A 24845-nucleotide genomic window follows, 5' to 3' on the forward strand; every position below is an offset into this window, starting at 1 on the left:
ATGCATAAATGGTACAAAGGTCAAATTACAATTCAGTTAGGTACAATTGTTGAGGCGCAAGAAGATAGCACGAAAGAACGCAACTCTGCACACGATGCTATTAATCTCGATTTTTTAACTGAATTAAAAGAGTTAGTGAAGGCTAAGGGCTACTCTTCAAATTTCGTTAGCTTTGATTTGCAACTCGCTGGCGATGCTACTTCGACTGACATTGAAGGGTTAGAAGAAACTGTTCGTCAAGCGAAAGCAAAGGAAGATGTAATTCGAGGAAAAGCTACTGTTACTAAAATCTATTTTTAATAATTGGACGTTAAGCAGTCATTTTATTGATTGTTTAACGTTTTATTAATATTAATTTACTCAAGGCAAAAAACCCCCAACTCTAATAAAGTGACAGTGTGAGTCACTTCATGAGTTGGGGGTTTTCCATTGCTATTTATTAATCTAAGATTATATAAAACCTTTGTTCGTTATTGTAAAGCAGAAAGTTGGGGATTTTAAAACAATATAATATCTAAAGGTATAAATATGGTATTATAGAATTAACAAGGAGGTATATTATGGTAATTTTTAATTCTACTTACGCAAACATTATAGAAAATAGCAAACTATATCAAGCTCAAATTGATGCATATCAGGCCGTTCAAAATTATTACGAACAATTTCCAGAATTTGAAAAAAGAGAAGTGTTAGTTGTTATGCCTACTGGATCTGGTAAAACTGGTTTAATGTCTATTCTACCTTTTGCTAATTGTAAAGGAAAAGTACTATTAATCACTCCAGGAAAAGTTGTTAGAAGAACGGTTTTTGATGAATTTGATACAGTGTTTAATCCTCAAAATTCATTTTTGTATAAATATAACGTTGTTTTAAAGTCAGATCGACTTCCGAAAGCTTTACTATATCAAGGTTTTAAAAAGGGTAGTGAACAGGAAAGAAGTATTGCTATTCGAAAGCTAAAAGAAGCAGATATTGTTATTACTAATATCCATCGAATAAACAGCAGTAGTGATGAAGTTAACTTAATGAATTTAGTTGATGAGAATTTTTTCGATATGATTATCATTGATGAAGCTCATCATGTTGCAGCGCCTATGTGGCAAGAGGCATTGGCATATTTTAAAGCATCAAAAGTAATTAAGTTAACCGCTACCCCGTTTAGAGCAGATAAACAAGAGATTACAAACAATCCATTGGATCCAATTTATGAATATACATTAGGTGAAGCTATTAAAGATGGATTATTAAAAGATGTAATAAAAGAAGTTGAAATCCCAGGAGAATTAGAATTTGTCCATAATGAAACTGGTCAAAAATTGACGTTAGAAGAAGCGAAGCAGAAATTAAATAATGACTGGATAAACAAATCCGTAGCATTGTCAGAAGTTTGTTCTAAACAGATCATTCAACAAACAAAGCAAGTATTAATAGATAAAAGGAAAAGCTACCCTAACCATCGCGTGTTAGCTATTACTTGTAATGACGAACATGCCCAATCAATTTGCCAATGGTTTAAAGACGCAGGTTTAACTGCGACTTATGTAAGTACTAACTCTAATAATGAAAGAGAGAACGATATTCGTTTAACAGATTTTGCACAAGGTAAATATGATGTGATGGTTAGTATTCAAATGCTAGGTGAGGGTTATAATAATTCCGATATTTCCATTATTTCTATTTTTAGACCATTTAAATCATTGACGCCATATGCTCAAGCAATAGGGAGGGGCTTAAGAAAAATTTATAATGCTAATTCTGAATTAGATAACTTTTGTAATGTCATTTATCACAAGGAACTAGGACTTGAAAAGCTGTGGGAGTATTACAAACAGCAAAAATCCTTTTCAGAAGTGATTAAATCCCAAAGAGAAAGCATGAGTGTCCAAATTAATATGCTAGAAGAGATGGGGTTTGTAGAGACAAGGTCATCTTCTAGGAAATCTAAAATAGACATTGATGAAGATGTTCTAGTAGTAGTTCCACAGCAATTAGGAAGTGTTACAAAATACTCTTCTAAAGGAATTGGAAATGAAGATTCATTTTCAACTGACGGATTTGATCGATATTTAGCGGCCAAAAAAGCTACGAATGATGAAGTGGTAAATAATTTAAAGGCTCAAATAGAACGAATCCATAGATTACAAGAAGAAGGAACAATTTCAGAGGAAGAAGCACAAATGCTAATTGAAAAGAAAGAAGCACAAGCTAATGAAAATATTCAAGTAAATTATTCAGAAGGTGAAGACTATTTAAAGGCACAAGGTCTAAGAAAAGAGTACATTACATGGCTAAATATAAAAATCGAAGATTTCTTTGTACAAAGTAAATTAGAGAAAAAGGGGACAGAATTACCAGTTCGCTACGATTTCCAATTGGATAATGAGGTTGATAATATTGGCTGGTTAACGAGGAATATTCATCAAGCGATTTATCAGCAACTAAAAAAACGTATTGGTGAATTTAATACGAGTGATTATGGAATCGCTAAAAAAATAGTGATTGAAAAATTGGGGTTTTATTGTTGAAAATGAAAAATTTGCTTTCTGTTTAATAAAATAGGATAATATAATTGTTCTGTGAAAATAGTTGCAGAAGTATAAAGTTTCACGCTTGTCAAGGTTATAAATATTTAGAACCTCAACAAGCAAACTAGTAACTTCTATCAAGAACAGCACTAGCTGGACTTCTAGATTGCTAGACAAACTTAGCAACATTGTAATTACCTCCATAGGGTGAGTATAGTGTAATGTTTTAAGAGTAAGAATTCCGTTATATGCGGGAGCGCGTGGTCAGCAGAGCATTCATCTACGGATGGATGACACCAAATTAGGCTAGGAGGTTTTCTGTTATGAAATGGAGTAATGGGCCACTACAATTACATAACCTCTCTAGCTCTTCTAATATTAATTGGGAGAAGTATAGATCTAAAGGTTATTTACATTTTGATGAACGAATACACATAGAGCATATGAAAGCTAACCTCTTGAATAAGGATTGGGTAGCTTCATATGCTTTTTTACCATTTATCCATTTTGAAATGAATTTTAAAAGATTTGTAACGATTAAAGAGATCGATGAGCAGGGGCAAGTAACTAAAAGAAAAGAACGAGGGGAACCTAAAAAACGTAAAATTTTTTATTCTGCTCATAAGGATGGCTACATTTATAAATTTTACGGCGACTTGTTAAACAATGCTTATAATATCTACGCATCTGAAAATGAAATTGATGATAATGTCGTGGCCTATAGAAATAATAAATTAGGAAAAAATAATATCGATTTTGCATTTGAAGTATTTGATCATCTATTTAAGTTTGAAAATGCAGTTGTCATTTCAAGTGATTTTACTAAGTATTTCGATAATATTTCACATAAAACATTAAAGCGGAATATAAGAAGGGTTCTAGGTATAAAAACCTTAGAACGAGATTGGTATCAAGTGTTTAAGAACCTTACACAATTTACTTATGTAAATAGGGAAGACATTGATAAGTTTTTAGAGGAAAAATACGGAAGAACATTAAATAAAAAAATCAAGACACATCAAATTAATCGAATCATGACTTCAAGTGAGTTTAGGAAATCTAAAAAGAAATATTTAAAGCCAAACCCTAATTCGGATTCTTATGGCATTCCGCAAGGATCAAGTATGAGTGCAGTTTGCTCTAATGTACATCTAATTGATTTTGATAAAGAAATAAGCGAGTGGTGCAAGCAAAAGTCCGCTAATGCAATGTATAGAAGGTATTGTGATGACTTAATTGTAATTATTCCTCTTGAAAAACAAAGTACAAATGAATTCGCAACAATTCGAAATGAATTATTTGAAATCATTAATAAATATAAAAGTGATGGTTTAGATGTGCAACAGAAAAAAACAGAAATACGGTTATGGAATGGTGACAATATACTAGATGAGCAGTTACAGCCATCTAAATTAGATTACTTAGGATTTGTAACTGATGGTCAGATGATTCAATTAAGGGAAAAAAGCCTTTTTAATTATTACACAAGAGCATATCGCAAAGCCAAAACAGTCAAACGTATTGAATATGCAACAGAACGACCAGGACCAAAAAGGTCATTGTATGATTTATATACGCATCTTGGATTTGAATATAAAAAGCGTGGGAATTTCGTTACCTATGCCTATAAGGCTCATAATAAAATGTGTCGGTTGCCAGTGAAGAGCCTGATTAAGAAACAGGTCAAGAGGCATTGGGGAAGAATACATAGACGTTTATAGTGACTAACATTTAGATAGGAGATTAATATTAATTATGAATAATAAATGGCCATTTGAAAAAGGAGAAATTACAGAGGAAGATTTACCTGAAGTATTAAGACGAAATCGAAATAATGAAGAGCAGTCATTTAGGTTAACAAATCAATTAGATTTGAAGTTGTATGAACCACAAGATGATTTGACTTCAGGGGTAATTGGTTATTCACCTGTAAAACTAGAAAAAGATGATATGGAAAAATTACTAGGTATTAATAATGAAGAATACCCTGTATTAAATGTATTTCAAACACCATACGAGAAATGGTTAAAAGCGGATGGGAAAGAAACGGTAGTAAAGTTAGAGGAAGCTTATAGAAATAATCAATTAACACCGGAATTAAATGCGGAATTTGTATTTGAGTTTAAACGATTTATAAATGGCTTATTATTAGTTCGTATTAAACGAGTGCATAAACAAATTATAGGTGTACCCGTTGAACTCACGGCTGAAGGTTATAAAGAAATGAAACACCCTTTTTTACAAGCGATTTGGGAAATATCAAAGCCAATAAATATGGTGAAAAATCCCGAACGGTTTAAAATAGGCGATGTTATTTCGGTAAATTTTAACGAAACTAGAAATCAAAATCATATTACATCGTTATTATTTCTGCATTTAGATGATGCTGAAATATTACCTCAAAATTTAAAAGAGGCAATTGGTGAATTAGTTCACCCAGAGTTTTTCGAGGATTTAAAAAAAATAACATTAGAAGAACCGTTAGAAGCAGTATTAATGAAAAAATTAATAATTCATAATGAAGAAATACAAATTAAACTTCAAAATAGTTTAACTGAACAAAAAAAACTTGAAGAAGAAATTAAACAGCAAAAGCAACAAGTAATTAAGGCTCAAGAGAGACTGAATGAAAGTGAAAAAGAGTGGCTGTCTATTATTACAGAAATCAAAAAGTTAGTTGGACAAGATATAGGGGAAGAAGCTGAAACATTAAAAATCTTGCCAAATAATCAAGAAACTTTCATTAGTGATTTACAAAAATTGTATTATCACAATAATGATAAAAGAGCATTAATTTATGAAGAACATTTGATTCGTAAGTTTTTCTATTCGTTACAAGCGAATCTTTTAACTGTATTAACAGGTCCTTCGGGAACTGGGAAATCAAGTATTATAGAAGGTTTAGAGGATTGTTTAGAAAATGTGAAAGTTAAAATGATTTCTGTTCAGTCGAGTTGGACAGATGCACAAGATTTACTAGGCTATTTTCATCCGAATGATAAAGCATTTGTTCCAACGCCTTTTATGGAAGCTTTAGCAGAAGCCTCGAAAAATAAAAATATACTGTATGTCATTTGCTTAGATGAAATGAACTTAGCGCATGTAGAATACTATTTTTCAGAAATACTAAGCGCGCGTGAAAAGAAAAAACCTTCAATCTATTTGTACCCTAAAAAACATTTAGAAATTGCAAAGCTCGTTTTAAAAGACAAAAATGCGTCTTTAGAAAGAAAAAGAAATGCAGCCGAATTATTAGATCTCTATCGTGCTGAGTTCAATATTCCAGAAAATGTTCGTTTTGTAGGTACTTTAAATATGGATCATACTGTAAAGCCACTGAGTCCAAAAGTGTTAGATCGTAGCTTTGTAATTGAAGTCGTTCATTTACCAATGGAAAGTAAAAAAGAACTGAAACAACATTTGGAGGGTAACCCATTACATGGAAAAGTAAACTTTAGTATTGATCGATTCAAGAAAAAGCATTTAACTGATAATGATACGAAACATATAATCGAGGAAATCGAATCACTATGTGAAATTCTTGAACAATATCCGAATGCCTCATTGAACAGCCGAGGATATAAACATATTCGTGAAATTCTACATTATGCTCATTCAGTTGAAATTGCGGAGCAGCTAATAGATGGAATTATTTTTGGGAAAGTGCTACCACGTATTGAAATGAAGCGAGATTTATTGGAAGAATCATTTGATGACATTAGTAATAAGTTAGCTCAGTATGAAGAATCAAATAAAAGGTGGAATAAAATGAAAAAAAATCAATATACAGTAAGCTTTTGGTAGGTGTTATGGATGAAATGCTTTCATATAACTAAAAAAGGTAATGAAATTCAAATCATAAATGAATTGGCTTTTTCACAAGGGATTTATTATACATGTGAATATAACCGGGTAAAAAAGAAAATGACTCAAATTGGTGTACAAATCCCAAGTGCTGTTAAAGTCGTTGTAGAGCAATTTAACAATGTCGTTGCAACGTTAACATACGACGAATTGAATGAAGTTTGGTATCATAGAGAAAAAAGATGGATATCGGATGATTTTATACAAAAAACTGACAGTATTTTCGGAGTAAATGCTGGGGGATCTTTTCAGATAAAAGGCTACGATAGTACAATGGAACTTTTAGCAAGCCAAGAAGTTATTGTTACTCCTGGAACAATGTCAATAGAAGAATATATAGAGATGCAATTAGAAGTAAAACGCTTGTTTGATATATTTTCCTATGATTACATGCAGAATTCATATGTAGAAGAAATGAAATTACAATCTATTCAGTTACCATTTTTTCCAATTGATACATTAGCTGGTATGATTACTAATATAGAAAATTTGTTGAAACGAATTGCTAAAGAACCTGCTAATGAGTTAACCATAATGCCAATTAAAGTATGGCGGCATCAAGTGAAGAAATGGCGAGTAAAAACAATTTTACAAATGGAATTAAATGAGTCAGATAAAATTAAAACAGATGTATACACAACTTCAACAGATATAAAAGAACATCGTATGATTCGGCGGATGTTAGAAATTTTATTAGAAAGAATTAATACAGAGCAAAGTGCTGAGACGAATTTTATTCTGGGTTTATTAGGGGAAATATCCGAATTAAAACAAGCTATTGATAAAGAAAAATCATTTAAACTTAAACAGGTAATGAAAAATCAATTGATTAGTTTGCAGATGGATGTTCGTAAACTTCAATTGCGTACAAATCAATGGTTTAACTTTAATAGAACAATAAATAGTCTAATTAACTATGATTTTTTACAATTTGATTCAATGGAAATCGAAGAAACACATTTATTTCGAATGCACCCATTGTATAGTGACCTATATGAAGTATATTTACAATATGAAAAATTAGTACCGAAGCATTCAACGACATTTAGATTTTTTGTTCAATCAATTTTAAAATCACCAACGCTCTATGAAATTTGGATATTATTAAAAATATTTGAGCAGTTGAAGGCGTGGGGTGCTGATTTAAAAATATTTATTGATGACATAAAGAATCGATTTTTAGAAAAGGGTACGATCAGTGAATATAAAGGAATTTTTAAGTTAGAAAATGCACCTTTTAATGTAGCGATTTATTATGATTTTTTACATGAACAATCTGGATATCGACCGGACTTTATTATAGGTATTTATCATAAAGAAAAGAAACGGTGGTTCATGCATATACTTGATGCCAAGTATAAAGAATATAGTGCTATGAAAAATGGTGTAGATGTTCTGAGGACAGACCTATTGCGGTCTGCAACAAGATATTTAGCAACATTTGAATCAAATGAATCGGTAAATTTTAGAACGGCAGCAATTATTCATCCAGATCAAAATATAGGTTGGTGGAATATAAAAGATGCCGAAATTAATTTATCAAGGCAACAGCATACGTATGCTCATTTTTCTTTTACCCCAAGGAATCAACAAAATTTGCACATTTATTTAAAGCGTCTATTACATGAGAAAAGTGCTTTAGGATATTTTTGTTTAAATTGTGCAAAAAAAGTTGATGGAGAAATAGGCTATATAAGAAAAGATCGATACAATAAACTTTTAAGGAAATGGAAAAATACTTATATTTGTGATAGTTGTCAAATTGTCTGGGTGGAAAATTATTGTGGAGATTGCGCGAAAAAGGGTAAAGATTTAATAGATTATTACGATTTGAACGAACAATTATGGTTAAAAAGACCACGCCCACTTTATAAATATGCTACCTATAATTTTAATGTACAAGTAAATGACGAATGGAATGTACACTGTCCAACATGTTATGCAACTGCTAACAATAGTAATTTAAATATTGAATATAATTTGTTGATGGGTGAAACTATTAAATCAAAGTTTATATCTTGGTAAAGTATTGTCTCCGTAAGCAATTTTTATAAAACCTTATTAATTCCTTTGTAAGAGCAATTTTTTACAATCAGAAAAGCCTTGTAATCCTTTAATTTTATAGGTAGAATATCCACAATATCTATTTTATGTTAATTGTAGGTTTGAATGGACACCGAAATCCCATGGTATATATGGGGTTTCGGTGTTCTTCTCTTTCGTATAGTTTTATATGTTTTTAAACAAACCGTAGTTAAAACGTAGTTTATTTTAAAGCGAGCCATTCATGTGATTATCGAACTTTTGAATAGCTTCTGATTTAGCCTTTGGTGTGAGGTGCGTATAAAAATCCATCGTCGTTTTAATATCGGAATGTCCCAAGCAGTCTTGGACTTGGATTTTCCTCCTACCCAAAAAACCCCCAACTCAAAGTTATCGACATTAAAAGTCACTTTCTGAGTTGGGGTTTTCCCTTGTTAATATTGATTTAACTTGATTATAAAACGTTCGTTCGTAAAGTGAACGTTGTAAAATATTTAGTTGATTATTTACTAATATAATTTTATTGGTCCATAACACTCTTAAAAATAGGAGATAATGGTATTATACTAAGTGTATAGTTTGTTTTTATTAAATAATCATTTGGTCATTATATGTCCACTTGGATGTGTAAAATAGGCTATAAGAGGTGTTGTTATGCGTAGCGAGAAAGAGTCACAAGTATATCGTGTTTTATCTATGTATGAGCGTTTAAAAAATGGTGAGGAAATTGTTAAAAAGGAAGAAGCTGCACGATTTCATACTAGCGAAAAATCGATTCAGCGTGATCTTCAAAGCATAAGAGATTTTCTTGAATTGGAAAATACAAATGAATATCTTGACTATGATCGTTCAAAAAAAGCTTATGTATTAAATACTGCATCACCTAAGTGGCTTAGAAATGAAGATATTTTTGCTATTTTGAAAGTGTTAATCGAATCGCGAGCCTTTCCTAAGGTTGAAATGGATGACTTAATTGATAAATTGTCCTCTTTGGCGAAAAAGGAAGACCAACATTTAATTCAACAAATGATGTTAAACGAAAAGCACTTATATGTGGAGCTTCATCATAAGAAAGAGCTGATTGAGTTACTATGGAAGTTATCATTAGCTATCCAGAGTAAAAAGATAATCTATGTAAATTACAAGCGTGAAATAGATGATGAAGCCAAAAGGCGCGTATTAAAGCCTGTTGGAATGATGTTTTCTGAATTTTACTTTTACTTAATAGCTTATTCAGCTGAGAGTGATTTTGATTTTCCAACTATTTATAGAGTAGATCGTATCGAAAAAATTGAGCAAACAGGGGTATTATTCAAAGTACCTTACGACAAACGATTCCAAGAAGGAGAATTTCGCAAGCGGGTACAATTCATGTATCCCGGCGAGTTAATTAATGTGAAGTTTAAATTTACTGGCCCCTCACCACAAGCTGTAATTGACCGATTACCTACAGCAAGAGTTGTAGAAAAGTTTGATGGTGGCGTAATTTTCGAAGCAGAGGTGTTTGGTAATGGGGTTAAGATGTGGTTGTTGAGTCAAGGGGAGTATATAGAAGTAATCAGCCCTGAGGAATTGGTAATAACCCTACAAAATAGCATTAACAGGATGGCGATTAATTACTAATCTTTAGTTATAGAGAATTGACTTTGAGGTGAGATTTTGCAGAATAGGAGCTTTAATTACAAAAAGAATTGGTTAGATATAAAATATTATTTTTTTGAAAAATATAGTAGAGATTTTAAAACAAATCTGGGGATTTGGAATCAAACCACAAGTGAGCTATTTGATATTCAAATGCCGAATGACTTTTACATACCAAAGAACCCTAAACATTTTATGGACAACAATTTATATCTTGGTAGATATAAAAATTACCATAAAGAACTTCTTCAATTTATAAGTAAACTTGTTGTGAAAAATGATATTGAATTGATACAAGAATTATCCCAAAGACTAGAAATGGAATTTGAAGAAGTATCAAGCTTTATAAGCAATAATGTTTTCAAAAAAATATTAGTAACAGCAACAATGAGTGCAGGTAAATCTACTTTAGTAAATGCGCTTGTGGGTAAAAAAATAATGACAACAAAAAATGAATCTTGTACAGCAAAAAAGTACAGTGTTAAAGAAGATTTAAGTAGCGGAGATCACATTTATTGTCTACATAACAACACTAGAATGCGTTTGAAAAATAATATTTCACAAATTTTACATAATCTTGATTCAGATAATGTTGTGATACATTCTATAATGAGTCATATTCAGGATTCATATTTATGGGAAATAATAGACACTCCAGGTGTTAATTCATCTGCGGACCCTGAACATAAAGTAATTTCAGAAGAAGTAATTCGTAAAGGAGATTTCGATGTCCTGTTGTACGTTATGAATGGTAATCATTTAGGCACAAATGATGATATAAATCATTTACAGTTTATAAAGGATAATGTACCAACTGAAAAAATAATTTTTGTGATTAATAAAGTAGATCAGTTCAGACAAAATCATGACTCAGTGGAACAAAGTGTTGATAATGTAAAAATACAGCTTGAGAATTTAGGTTTTGTTAATTCTGTAATCCAACCGATTTCGGCATACACAGGATATTTATTAAAGCTAGATAACTCTGATCAAGTTTTAAATGATGAAGAAAAAGATGAACTTGAATTGTTAACTAGAAAGCTTAAAAGAGCAAGTTTTGATTTAGCAAAATATAATTCACCATCTATTGTAGCTAATAATGAAATTCAAGAAAAATTACTTAGATGCGGCTTATATAATCTAGAGTTATTAATTAGTAGAAGGGATGTTAGTCATGGCTAAAGTTTTTATTAAATATAATCCATTTAAATTAGAAACCATCATAGAAATTGATGGTGAATTAATTCCACAAAATAGCGTATTAAATGTAGGCTCAAAACGCTTACAAGAATGGGTTGAGCAATTAGCTGAATTTTTACAGGATGAGTGTAATGAAGATTACTTTGAATTAGATTTTATGGGTACTTCGATGGATTTAGAGGATGTTGAGGAAATTATAGAGAAAGCCCGGAAAAAAGGAATTGAAATTGAATTAACTCATATCCCAGTTCAAGAAATTTCAAATATGGAATTTGCAATTGAGGAAGTTTTTGATGAGATTATTAATGGTCCTATAGAAGAGCTTAAATCAAAAGACTTACAAGATGCTTTTAAAAAGGCTTTGAACGATGAATTTGAAATAACTGTTGTTGCGACAATGAGTGCAGGTAAATCAACATTGATTAATTCATTGCTACAACGTAAATTAATGCCATCAAGTCAAGAAGCTTGTACAGCAACAATTTCAAGAATTAAAGATACTGATGACGAAGATTTCTTTGCAACGGCTTATGATGAATTTGGTAATGTAATTAAATCTGTTCCCAATTTAGGTTTGGAAGATATGGAAAAATTAAATGCAATAGAAAAAGTATCGACGATTTGCATTGAAGGTGATATACCGTTTACTAGTACGGAAGAAATGTCTCTAGTATTAATCGATACACCTGGACCAAACAATTCACGTGATGAAAACCACTTGAAAACGACATACAAAAATCTAGATGAATCTTCAAAAGCGTTAGTATTGTATATTTTGAACGCAACACAATTAGGTGTTAATGATGATTCTCAATTATTAAATGCGGTTGCAAATAGTATGCAAGTTGGTGGAAAACAATCGAAAGATCGTTATTTATTCGTTGTGAATAAGTTGGATCAGTTCCGTAAAGGTGAAGACGATGTAGAAAGTTCGTTGCAGAAGGTACGAAAATACTTAGCGGATCGTGGTATACATGACCCTAATATTTTCCCAGCAGCAGCATTATCTTCCTTAGATATACGTGAGCTTTTAAATCATCCAGAATCAGTTGATGAAGACTTAGAAGACGAAATACTGATGATGGCGAGAAAATTAAACCGTAACGAGCAATTACATTTAGAAAAATATGCAACATTAACACCAAGCATTCGTAGAAAGATTGATGAACAGTTAAGACTTGCTGATGATGGTGATATTATGAATTTAGAAACCGCATTAATTCATAGTGGTATTCCGGCTGTAGAAGAAACAATTAAGCTATATGTTGAAAAATATGCTAGAACAGCCAAAATCAAAAATGTTGTAGATACATTCCAAAAGAAATTAGAAAGTTCAAAGGCTTTTGAGGAAACTAAAACTGCTATTGCTGAAAATACGGAACGCCATGCTCAAATAAAAGAGCAGATTCGTCAGATTGAGGAAAAATTGAATTCAGGGAAAGAAGCAGAGAAGTTTAAAAAGAAGATTGAAGAAATAGATGTTATGAAAGATATTAAAACTGAATCTAGGAAGCTTGTTTTGAAACATCAACGTTCAGTTGATGAATTTTTAACTGGTGCAATTGGAAAAGAATTTGCTAAAAATGAAGCAGAAAGTTTTATTGAAAATTTAATTAGAATTTCTCGAGAAAGTCACTCAAAACTTACTGTTAATTTAGAAAAAATGATCAATGACAATTTAAACAATATAGCAGACCAATTATTAAAAGAGTACAAAGGGAAAATTGTAAAATTAGTTGATGGGTTAGGAACGGATAATTTAGTATTTGAACCATTGCAATTAATTGCTGCCGAATTAGATTTTGGGATTGAAAAAAATCGTATTTTAGACACAGCTACGTATACTGAAAAAGTTAAAGTAGGTACAGAAAGTTATAGGAACCCAGAACGTTCAGGTTTCTTTGGAAGCTTAAAGTTTTGGAAACCAACAACTTTATACCGAGATGTTTATGAAGAACAAACAATGGTTAGCGCACAAATAATATCTGATGAATTTTCAACGTATTTAGAGAAACAAAATCGTATGTTAATTAAGGAAGTAGAAGGATCGGCTAAGGAAAATATTAAACAAATAAAAATGGATTATTACAGAAAATTCGACAAAGTAGATCAAATTTTACGTGATAAATTAAAAGAATTAGAAACTTTTACTCAAGATGAATCATTAATCAGAGCAAAAATTGCTGAATCACAAGCTAGATTAGAATGGTTAGAACGGATTAATGAAAAGGTGAATAAAATTATAGATATCGGGGAGGTAGTCGAAGTATGATTTCAGCAGATTTTAAAAAAGCAGTTCAAATAGAAGATGAAGAGAAAGTTAAGATGATGTTAAAAAATAGTTTAACAATGGATTTAACGTTTAATCAGTTTAAATCGATGTTAGAGTACACGTTGAAATTTATACCGAATATTATTGAATCACATGATGGAACAAAATTTGAATCAAAAGAAAATTGGGATAAAGATTATGCTAGTTTATTAAAATATGACCTAGTTGATAATTTCTCGGCAGAGCGTATTCAACACATTAAAGAAGTTCAACAGTATGTATATGCAGATGAATTAAAAAAACAGCAACAATCTCAATGTAATACTTCTCAGCAACAAGTTCAACAACCGAAATTAAGCTCACAGAATTCAAATAATCGTTTAAACCAATCAGATGAATCAAGTGCAGACTCTCAACAAGTTATCACTTTAATTGCTGTATTGGGTGTAGGGGTAGCATCTATTTTGCTAGGTGTATTAAAAGGTTGGTCAATTGTAACAATAGCAGCAACGGCTGTGATTGCAACGGTAGTCGTTGGCGGTATTACCTATTATGTTGTGAAAAAATAAAAGTTAAACTATTGGAGTGTTTTTATGACGGAACTTCAACTTCAGAAAAAAGAGCAACAGCTATCAATCCCTAAATATCAAAACTTCGAACAGCAGGTTTCTACTGCGTTCGAAGTTGTTGATGATGTAGTACTAAAAAATTACATAACTAAATTGCAGGATATGCAAGTTATCCCTTTAGATGATGTTAGCATTGAAAAAAATCTCGCTAAAAATGTGCGGATGTTCAAAATTAATGAAATTGTTTATTCGCAAGATGAAGATACTACATTTAAATTAGCTAGCGTGTTAAATGCAGTAGCAGTAAAGGATAGCTCAGTATTTATAGTGGTTGACAGTAATGGTACTAAAGTTGATTTTTACATGGGAATCCGGTCTTTAAATGAAAATAACAGTACAAAAACTTCATTTGATACGCTAAAAAATGCAATGAATGGACATTTCCCTGGAATCAAAACTGAAAATGTAACAAAAGACAAAATAGAGGAATTATTTAATCAAAATAATCCCAATGCCGTATCTATTGTGACGGGTGTGGCAAATTATAAAGATGAACAACTAAAAATGAATAAGTCTTTTATTCAGGGATTAGAAAAATTAGCATTAACAATGCAAGGTGAAGTATTTACAGGTGTAATATTGGCTAATCCTGTTGACCGCCAAGATTTATTAAATGTTCGAATTCAATATGAAAATATTTATTCCATGTTAGCGCCAATGGCTAGTTCACAAGTATCGTATGGTATGAATGACTCAATAAATGAAACGAAAACATATACAACAGGTACTAGTGAAGGAGTGACAGATACAACTAATGAATCTGTAACTAATACGAAAGGTAAAACTTATACTGATAATTCCTCATCCTCAATATCAAAAAATACTTTAGGGGGTAGCGTAGGTAAAGTTACTGCCGGAGGTTTGGCTGCTGCTGGTGCGGTTATTGGTAGTGTAGTACCAGGAGTAGGAACGCTTGTTGGTGGAGCTGTCGGAGGGGCTGTTGGTGGAATGATTGCGGCTTTTACACATGCTACTGTGTCTGATACAGAGGGTTCATCTACTAGTGAAAATGCTAGTATTGCAAGTACTACAGGTTCTTCAGTAGGAAAAACCTCAACAACAAATGAAAGTCAGTCTGATGCCACAGGTTTTAGTAGAGGAAATACGGAATCAATTCAATTAACAACTCAAAATAAAACTTTGCAAAATTATTTACATCGAATTGATATGCAATTAGATAGATTACAAGAGTGTGAAAGTTTAGGAATGTGGGAATGTGCGGCATATTTTATTTCGAAGACACCGTATGCAGCAGATATAGCAGCGGCCACATATAAATCTTTAATGCAAGGTGAAAACACAGGTTTAGAAGTGTCTACAATTTCGAGTTGGACAAATACTGACCGAAATTCATCTGAAATAAACAAGTATATTCAAAACTTTATGCATCCAACATTTAACTATCAAAATAATGACATACAGTTGCCGATTTTACCTACTTCTTTAGTAAGTGGCAAAGAGTTAGCAATTCATATGAGTTTACCAAGAAAATCTGTAAGCGGTTTTCCAGTAATTGAGCATGTTGAATTTGCACCTGAAGTCGTTAGCTATACACAAGAAGGTACTCGTTTTATTAATCTTGGTGCTGTATATAATTTCGGAAAGATTACTTCAAGCCGAGTAAAACTAGATTTACAAAGTTTAAGTATGCATACGTTAATTACCGGGTCAACAGGTTCCGGAAAGTCGAATACAATTTATGAACTACTAAGCCAATTAGAAATGCAAGGGGTTAAATTTTTAGTTATTGAACCAGCCAAAGGAGAATATAAATATATTTTTGGAAGAGATCCAAATGTTAATGTATTTGGAACAAATTCTAAAAAGAATATGCTGCTAAAAATTAATCCGTTTAAGTTTCCAGAAGACACACATGTTTTAGAACATATAGATCGTTTAGTGGAAATTTTTAATGTGTGTTGGCCAATGTATGCAGCAATGCCAGCCATTTTGAAAGAAGCTATTTTACATTGTTATGAAACTTGTGGCTGGGATTTAGATTCTTCAACATATTTAGAAGGTGAAGTGGAATTATATCCAACCTTTAAAGACTTGTTGAATAGTTTAGAAATTGTGATTAATCAAACTGCTTACGATAGCGAAACAAAGGGCAATTATATTGGATCACTAGTAACGAGGATAAGATCCCTAACAAATGGTATAAATGGACAAATTTTCTGTAATGAAGAACTTGATAATAATTTACTTTTCGATTCAAACGTAATTGTAGATTTGAGCAGAGTGGGATCTTCAGAAACTAAGTCTTTAATAATGGGAATATTAGTTATGCGATTAAATGAGCATCGCATGGCAAATGTAGGAGAACTAAATACTCCTATAAAGCATGTGACAGTTTTAGAAGAAGCACATAACATTTTGAAAAGAACTTCAACTGAACAATCAGCTGAAGGCTCAAATTTAATTGGGAAATCGGTAGAAATGTTATCTAATGCAATAGCTGAAATGCGAACTTATGGAGAAGGATTTATTATTGTAGATCAATCTCCTAGTATGTTAGATATGTCAGCTATTCGTAATACGAACACAAAGATTATATTGCGATTGCCAGATGAAATGGATAGAAGATTAGTTGGTAAATCAGCTGGATTAAATGATAAACAGCTAGAAGAGATTATTAAGTTACCTAAAGGGGTTGCAGCTGTTTATCAAAATGATTGGTTGGAACCAGTATTGTGTGGGATTAATCGCTTCAGCGGTAAGGTATATAAGTATGAGTATTCAGATAAAGATCGTATTCCAGTAGACGTTAAGACTCAAAAGTCAGCAATCCTTGAATACTTACTACAGGGTAGAGTTAGAAAAGCAAATTTATTAACTGAAAATGAATTAATGGAATCCCTAGAACGGCTTGTTTTATCTACAAAGCTAAAGAAACAGTTAACTTTATATATTACTGACAAAGAATATCAAGCATATTTATTAGATAAAGCTCATTTCGACATTTTAGCGGAAGTGGTTTGTGAATTGTTAAGTGAAAAAAATCAATTAAAACATTTACTTACTTCTAGTTCAGAAATCGAATCGATAAATTTGAAGTTAAATGAACGTATTTCTCAAAATACAACGGGTTTGAATTCTGAAATGAAGCTTGCTATTTCACAATGCTTATTAAAATCCACTGCAAATGAGAGTCTTAAACACTTTGAGGTATATAAAACTTGGATCGAGGCTGTAAGGGGAGGGAAAATACGATGAACGAAGTAATCAAACTTATAGAAGTACCTGTCGAGGACAAAGGGATTATCGCAATCGATAAAGAATTGTTAGACAAGCTGGATAAACCTTTATATACAGATGATTCAGAACCACCGTTTAAAGAGTACCGTTCTTTAGAAGATAGTTTAAATGATGTCTCTATAGAGGAAAGAGATATTTATGCTAACGCAAATTTAGAAGAAAAGGAAGTCAATGAACGTCCTTGTTTAGTGAAGAAGGATATCGATTTAGATGCTGTAGATGAAAAAGGACTGACAAACTTAGAACGAATGCAAAAAGGAAGACCGCCGATTGGTGATGGTGAAGCATTAGAGTTACACCACATTGGTCAAAAAAGTGATGCACCATTAGCTGAATTAACTATGCAAGAACATAGAGGTCCTGTTCAAGATGGGGTTTTGCATGATAAAAAAGTAGAATCTGAAATTGATCGAAATGAATTTAAAAAAGAGCGAGAACAGCATTGGAAAGCACGTGCTGAGCAACTCCTTGCAGAAAGAGGGAATGAATAATGACATTTATCGATGAAATAAAAAAAAGCGATGCAGATATTTATAAAGGTGTTAGTGCTGAAGCAATTGATGCTGCTGAACAACAATTAGGAATGAAAATTCCAGCAACATATCGAGAGATTTTATCTGAATTTGGCAGTATAGATATTGGCTCTGATGAAATTTTTGGCTTAGGGGTAAAAGGCTATTTAAATGTTGTAGAATCAACGTTAAAGGAACGAGAATTAGCAAAAGGTGAGTTAGATCAATATATCGTTATTCAAAATTTAGGTATTGATGGGATTTTAATTGTTGTTGATGAAAATGACAATGTATATGAATTTAAAAATGGTGATTTTAAAAATTTATTGAGTTCTACAGCGGAGTATATTTTAAGTTTAATTTAATCTATTTAAAGCAGGAGGTGGCATATTTCATCTGCTGCTTTTTATTGAAAGCCAACGAAACAAATTTACAAGAAATTATTGAAGGTTCGAAACAATTTATAATTCCGATGTTTCAACGTACATATAGTTGGGATCAAAAACAATGGCTAAAAAAATTGTGAATCTGTTTCTTGGCTTGAACTAGCTGACTAATTCTTAACTAACTATTTTTTGAGAAATAAATATTAATTCAGTATTATAAAAATTTTTAGAGGTGATATATCTGAGTATCCATATTACATTAAGAACAGAGAAAGAAAATAGTTTTTTTAGAAAATATTTTAATGCTATGTTGGAACTTCCAGAAGCAAGAACTGCGATTATATCTTCAGGATATTATAAGGAAAAAATAACAAATGAGATTAAAAATGTTATAGCTACTTCTAATATTAAGAAGGTAAAGGTTTATGGTGGGAAAAATTACTGGACAGATTTAGATGGTTTTTTTAAGTTGAGAGAAGATTACCCAGATATGAAAGGGAAAAGTAGGAACCAATTTACATATTTTAGAGAAATAAATAATAAACCAGATATTTTAGATAGAATTAAAAAGTCGAAGAATCAAGAAATTAAAGATTTAGAGAAAAATGTTGAAAATGATTTAAATTTTTTGAACTTTTATAAGCAAATTGCTAGTTTAGTTGGTAGTAGTATAGATAATGCTGAATTAAAAATATTTAAAGAAGACGTAGGAAATTGGCATGCTAAAATTCTAATTGTATTAGATGATACTAATACGCCATTAGCTGGAATTATAGGTAGTTCGAATTTGACAATACCTGCATATGGTGAAATGTATAGCTATTTTAATTATGAATCAGATGTAATGATTTTTAATAAGAAATTTGAAGATTTATTTGAGAATATTAGATGTGGAATTAATTTGAATCAAGAATTACAACATCAAGAATTTAATTTTCTAGAAATGCCAATTGCAACAAAGATTGATGAATCTGTAGATCCAATTTCAGAAATAGACAGGTTAACAAAACTTGTAGATATGTTAGAACAAAAATCAGATATGTTGTCTGTGTAGAGGGTTAAATTTTGAAAGGCGATTCTAATACATCTTATTTGACCACGCTCAGCGGTTATGGCTTGTAAGTGTGTGCTATTGATGCCAAGGGTGTAAGGCTTAATTTTACTGTGGTTGTTGAATTAAATTTCTCTTACATATTTGACCTAGAGGCGAAAAAAATGAGTTCTTGAGAACATAGCGTGGGATAAAAAAATAGCATTAAAAGCCAATTGTTAATCAAAAGATACAAACTCTTGGTTGACGATTTTTATTTTTGAATACACAAAATATGGAAGTAAATATATAATGTTATTAAACAATATTGTTAATAAGGAGATGACCAATGTTTTGATTGATAAAGAAGAGAAAGTTAAATCACAAACAAACTATGTACAACACTTTTCAACAAGAATTCCCTGGAAGGATAACGATTATACAGGGCGAATTGACAATAATCCTAGGTTTAATGTAGCTGCTCAAGTAATCCCCAACATTGCATCATCAAGGGATTTGGAGTTTGAGGAAACAAATAAAGGTAAAAGTTATGACCAAGTAGGACCAGTAAGAATGCAAAGCTGGATTACAGAGAACGCTGCGTTCATGAGTGATACCAAGCTGTATCTTAAAATGAACCATCCATATAAAAAAGGAAATGCAAATGCTAAGTTCAAGCATTTCAAAGAAACAACTTTTGAGATGGACCCCTATTCATTCTTATTACGTCCCTTTTCATGGACTTTAAAGGATAATGCGAATGAGAAACAAAGATATTACAATTTTCATTTTGACATAGATAAAACAGAACAAATGCTGAGCTGGTCAAGTGCGTGGGTATCACATGGAGAATCTCAAAAAGGGATTTTTGATTACTTCTTTTCCGGAATTAGTCCAAACAATTCATTGATATTTCCGTACTACAAACAAGTTCCATTTATTGAAGATAATCGGCGTGTAATTGCAGGAATAGGAAATATAGTATCAAATGTAGAAATTCATGAGTATGATTCAGATGGAAGTAGTGATGAAAAAAACTACATCTGGGAGACGAATGCAGCACATTCAATAAGAGTAGATGGCAAAACCGGGTTTTTAATGCCATATCTCGAAATTGCCGAGTATGCAAAAAAGCATCCTGATTTTGATGTATCAAGTGTTACATTGTTTGAAGCGGCAGGTTTTAAATCGGAGTTTTCATATGCGGCTGAATGGGTTAGCTACGATGCGGCTATTGATGTGCTAAATCAAGCGAAAAATGCATTGAAAAATATAGTGAAACTCAATCTGAAAGAAGCTAATCATGAATGGGTTAATGTTCAACTTGAATATGTGGATAATCAATTAAAAAGTGTTTGGAATCAACGTGGTATTTTCCCTGGATTAGGTTCAATTTTATCAGCTTTCGGTGTTAGATATGGTTACGATGTTGCTCGTCATGTTGTTATTACTGAAAATGACTTGATGTCTGAATTGAAGTTATATTTCACAGGAGAGAAAGAAACTGGCTACGAGAAACTGGATGACGGTTTGGCTGAAAAAGAGGATGAGTTTTTTGGTTTATTAAGAGATGAAAACAAAACTCGGTATTTCGAACTTTTGTCTCGAATGAATCTTTCTGTTGAACAAGCTATTTATGCCTGGGGTCACCTGAAAAATTATGCAGCTGAAATTGTTGGAAACCCATACAGATTATTCGAACTTACACGAAAAGAAAAGGACGAACATCAAGTTACTATTTCGCAAATCGACAATGCAATGTTTGTAAATCCGTTGGTGGAAAATAAATATCCTCTAATTAAACCAACCAAAATGAGAACTGAAGGTGATAAGCGCCGATTTAGAGCTATGTTGATATTTGTTTTAGTTCAAGCCACAAATCATGGCCATACGTTACTCAGCTATGATCAAATTGTAGAAGAAATTAACAAATTACCATTAGATCAAAAAACGGATTTTCAAACAGAGAAAATTGAAGGTGTTTTAGAGTTCTTGCAGGATGGTGAATTGTATGTTGATAAAGAAAATAACTACATAAAACTAGGGGAATATCAAGATTATAAACAATTGGTAGTCGATATAGTTAATAGCCGTTTACAAACTACTTTATCGAGTGAACAAAACTGGGAAAAGATTATTAACGACCAATTTGGTGAATTTCAGAAAAATAATGAAGAAAACGATCGATCGGCTCGTAATGAAAAGGCGAAAGCTTTAAAGATTCTTGAGTCATCTAAAATATCGGTCTTATTGGGAAGAGCTGGAACGGGTAAAACGTCGGCATTGGGGATTTTAGCTTCCTCAAAAGAAATTAAAGCTGGTGGAGTATTAGCATTGACTCCTACTGGGAAAGCAAGAGTTCAACTTGAGAATTCATTTAAGAAGAATAGTGTTGAAGCTGAGTTTATGACTGTAGCACAATTTTTAATTCGTTCAAAGGGTTTCTGTTGGAACACACTGAGTTATAAGATGCCAAGCCAACCTAGTTCGAGTATTGCCAAAACAGTCATTATCGATGAAAGCTCAATGCTGACTGAAGATATGTTTGCTGGCATACTAAAGCTTGTTGATTCACATGCTGAAAGAATTATATTTATAGGAGATCCAAATCAATTACCCCCAATAGGAGCAGGACGCCCATTTGTCGATTTGATAAATTATTTAGAGAGTAAATATCCTGATAAGGTCGCAACGTTGATAACTGAGATGAGACAGGGTTCAGGTGGTGACGATTTGTCATTTGCTCAAATGTTCTCTAATTCGAATTTAGTCGATAAAGATGTAATTTACCGTATTCAAAATAATCAAACAGATAATCGTCTTAAATATATTCAGTACACAGATTTAGATGAGTTAGAAAAAGTGTTCTTTGAAGAATTGGTGGAAATTACAAGCATGACAAATGAAGCTGATATTGATGGTTTTAATAAAAGTTTAGGCGCTAAAAAAAATGGTATATATACAAATTATCCAACTAGTGAACAAATAGAAGACTGGCAAATTCTATCTCCAACTAAATTTATTGGTGCAGGAAGTTATTATTTGAATAATCAACTTCACCAAAGATATCGTCAAGACATTGTCGAGAAATGGAATGCATATGCATGGTCAAATAACAGTCCTCAATCTGTTCAAAATATCGTTTACGGAGATAAAATCATATCCAATGTAAATGGTATGAAGGATTACTGGGATGGTTCATCGGGGAAAGCATATATTGCAAATGGAGAAATTGGTATTATGGCGGGTTACCCAAGTCAATATGGGAAAGAAGATAAGAATACTAGTTGGTATAAGTTCCGTTTTGGCTCATTTGAAGGTAAAGTATTTTCATATGCTAAATCTGATTTTGGTGGCGAGAATAGCGATTCCAAGTTAGAACTTGCTTATGCTCTTACAGTTCATAAATCACAGGGTTCTAGCTTTGGTAAAACCATAGTAGTCATAAATGGTAAAAGTTCATTTGTTACAAAAGAACTTTTGTATACAGCATTTTCTCGTCAAAGGGAAAAACTCATTGTTTTAAGTGATTTGTCAATTCAAGACTTAATTCAGTATTCGAATGACTGGTATTCGGATACTAAACAAAGATATACAGACCTATTTGAAATTCCAAACATCATTGAGATAGAGTCTAATAAACAAAAACGGTATTTTGAAGAAAAATTGATCCATAAAACAATTCGGGGTGAAATGGTAAGATCAAAATCCGAAGTAATTGTGGCTAATATTCTTGATAAGATGAATATTGATTATTCCTATGAAGAACGCTTAGATGTTAGTGGTAAATCCTATCTTCCTGATTTTACTTTACGCTACCAAGGAAAAACTGCTTATTTAGAGCATCTTGGAATGCTAAGAGATAAATTATATAAAAAGGATTGGGAGAAGAAAAAAATAAATTATGAAAGTGCGGGAATTTCGGAAACTGCTGGTAACCTAATAATTACTGAGGATGGGTTAAATGGAAGTTTGGATGCGACTCTAATAGAGAGTAAAATTCAAACATGGATAAAAGATAGTTTTATTTATTCCCAATAATCAGCATACAAAATTAGATAAATCGCTATGTTTTCTTAATATGGATCATCTAATTCATCAACTCCAACATTGCGAGGCTGTCGCGCAATGGTTGGAGTTATTTTAATAAAGACTAAAAGATAAAATGAAAGGAGGTTGTATGGAATCTACTGAGGTTGTTATAAAGTTAAAAAATGTAAAATTAGGAACATACGAGGATTCAGGAAATTTTATTTACATTCGATAACCTACATTTGAATATAAAACTATGTTAAATCAAGAAAACTCTAAGGCTTTATTTCCCTATTTCCAAAAAAACTATTGTTTATTGGTTCTGATGCGATAGATATTGTAGATTATAGAATGGCAGATGCTGCAACATTAAAATTTTTCAGTCAAATATATATAGATGTAAGAAAAATACATGATTTGAATAGAAAAATATCTTTATCTAATTTGTTGAAGAATATTACTTATTTGAGAATAATAAATTCTGAATGATTAATTAAGAAAAAGAATATTTATGAAAAGTGGGAGGTATATTTTTTGGAAACTGTACGCGAAAAAATATTCGTAAGTTATAGTTGGGATTCTCAGGAACATCAAGAGTGGGTTGCTTATTTAGTAAGAAGACTTCGTGAAGAAGGTTACGATACTATATACGATCAATATATTACATCACAAAATACAATAAATTTAAATAGAATGATGGTAGAGAGAATCAAGAATGATGATTTTGTGATAGTAGTAGTGACTGAAAACTATACTATGAAGGCAGATGAATTTATTGGCGGGGTAGGTTTTGAATCGGAGTTACTTTTATCGGTAATTAATGAAAATAAAGATAAAGTAATAGTGGTTACTAAACAACTAAGTGCAAATAAAAAAGTTCCATTTTACTTAAAAGGATACCATTATTTAGACTTTTCAAATGATGACTTTGAGTCTGCTTTAGACGATTTAATATATCGCTTACAGAAAACACCTAAGTATGATATAGGGGAAATTGGAAAAAAGAAAATAAGAATATCTAAAATTCCAAAGATGCATTTGAAAATAAATAATGCAGTTACTCAATTAAGTGAAATAGAAATAAAAGATAATTCTTTTACAGAAAATTTAGTAGAAAAATTTAATTTGTTAGATCATAATAATGCCGACAGAGAAATAGTTAGGTTTGAGGAAGATTTTCAATTATTTTCTAATTACACATGTAGAACTAATACTATTGAACTTAGAGGTTATCTGCCTAAATTCCCAGAGCGTCTAGTAGGTAGTTGTGCTTTGGAAATAAAACGGAATGAATTTAAAGATATTTTAATAACACTAAATCATCATGATATTTTTGGTTTATTTGAAAAAATAAAGACCAAAAGTAGAGAGCACTTTTTCATAGAGGAAAGTAAAGATAAGAAGTATAGTATTTATCTACCTAATATTCGATTGAATTTATTTGAAAAAGAGG

The 24845-nt window shown here is 31.7% G+C and carries 15 protein-coding genes; all 15 read left to right on the top strand.

Annotated features, from left to right (window positions below; genetic code table 11):
* Positions 1-300, top strand: a complete 300-nt coding sequence (locus VK91_RS03835) for a hypothetical protein (RefSeq protein ID WP_048390948.1) — start codon at positions 1-3, stop codon at positions 298-300.
* Positions 301-560: 260 nt separating this feature from the next.
* Positions 561-2525 (top strand): DEAD/DEAH box helicase family protein, encoded by a 1965-nt coding sequence (locus VK91_RS03840; protein ID WP_048390950.1) that lies wholly within the window; start codon positions 561-563, stop codon positions 2523-2525.
* A 323-nt stretch (positions 2526-2848) separates the two neighbouring features.
* Positions 2849-4246 carry a reverse transcriptase domain-containing protein gene (locus VK91_RS03845; RefSeq protein ID WP_048390952.1) on the top strand — a complete coding sequence of 466 codons (1398 nt, stop codon included), beginning with the start codon at positions 2849-2851 and terminating at the stop codon, positions 4244-4246.
* Positions 4247-4280: 34 nt separating this feature from the next.
* Positions 4281-6329, top strand: coding sequence for an McrB family protein (locus VK91_RS03850; protein ID WP_048390954.1), 2049 nt, complete (start codon positions 4281-4283; stop codon positions 6327-6329).
* Between the two features lie 9 nt (positions 6330-6338).
* A complete protein-coding gene (locus VK91_RS03855; RefSeq protein WP_048390956.1) occupies positions 6339-8414 on the top strand; it encodes a hypothetical protein in 2076 nt (691 codons plus the stop codon).
* A gap of 672 nt (positions 8415-9086) precedes the next feature.
* A complete protein-coding gene (locus tag VK91_RS03860; RefSeq protein ID WP_048390958.1) occupies positions 9087-10055 on the top strand; it encodes a YafY family protein in 969 nt (322 codons plus the stop codon).
* A 36-nt stretch (positions 10056-10091) separates the two neighbouring features.
* A complete protein-coding gene (locus VK91_RS03865; protein ID WP_048390960.1) occupies positions 10092-11255 on the top strand; it encodes a dynamin family protein in 1164 nt (387 codons plus the stop codon).
* On the top strand, positions 11248-13545 hold the full coding sequence (locus tag VK91_RS03870) for a dynamin family protein (protein ID WP_048390962.1): 2298 nt from the start codon (positions 11248-11250) through the stop codon (positions 13543-13545). Before VK91_RS03865 ends, VK91_RS03870 begins: the two co-directional genes overlap by 8 nt.
* Positions 13542-14114, top strand: coding sequence for a hypothetical protein (locus VK91_RS03875; protein ID WP_048390964.1), 573 nt, complete (start codon positions 13542-13544; stop codon positions 14112-14114). Before VK91_RS03870 ends, VK91_RS03875 begins: the two co-directional genes overlap by 4 nt.
* Before the next feature lie 24 nt (positions 14115-14138).
* Complete coding sequence (locus tag VK91_RS03880) at positions 14139-17390, top strand: ATP-binding protein (RefSeq protein ID WP_048390966.1); 3252 nt, start codon at positions 14139-14141, stop codon at positions 17388-17390.
* The gene (locus VK91_RS03885; RefSeq protein WP_048390968.1) at positions 17387-17923 is read left to right on the top strand and encodes an HNH/ENDO VII family nuclease; all 537 of its coding nucleotides are present in this window, start codon (positions 17387-17389) and stop codon (positions 17921-17923) included. The genes VK91_RS03880 and VK91_RS03885 overlap by 4 nt, the downstream gene beginning before the upstream one ends.
* Positions 17923-18309, top strand: coding sequence for an SMI1/KNR4 family protein (locus tag VK91_RS03890; RefSeq protein WP_048390970.1), 387 nt, complete (start codon positions 17923-17925; stop codon positions 18307-18309). The genes VK91_RS03885 and VK91_RS03890 overlap by 1 nt, the downstream gene beginning before the upstream one ends.
* 328 nt (positions 18310-18637) lie before the next feature.
* Positions 18638-19384: a hypothetical protein gene (locus VK91_RS03895; RefSeq protein ID WP_048390972.1), complete on the top strand. Its 747-nt coding sequence runs from the start codon at positions 18638-18640 to the stop codon at positions 19382-19384.
* Between the two features lie 330 nt (positions 19385-19714).
* A complete protein-coding gene (locus VK91_RS03900) occupies positions 19715-23401 on the top strand; it encodes an AAA family ATPase (RefSeq protein ID WP_197078706.1) in 3687 nt (1228 codons plus the stop codon).
* 525 nt (positions 23402-23926) lie between these two features.
* The coding region (locus VK91_RS03905) for a toll/interleukin-1 receptor domain-containing protein (protein WP_156181892.1) at positions 23927-24845 on the top strand (919 nt) is incomplete at its 3' end.

Source organism: Lysinibacillus sp. LK3 (assembly GCF_001043675.1).
In the GTDB taxonomy this organism is placed as follows: domain Bacteria; phylum Bacillota; class Bacilli; order Bacillales_A; family Planococcaceae; genus Lysinibacillus; species Lysinibacillus capsici.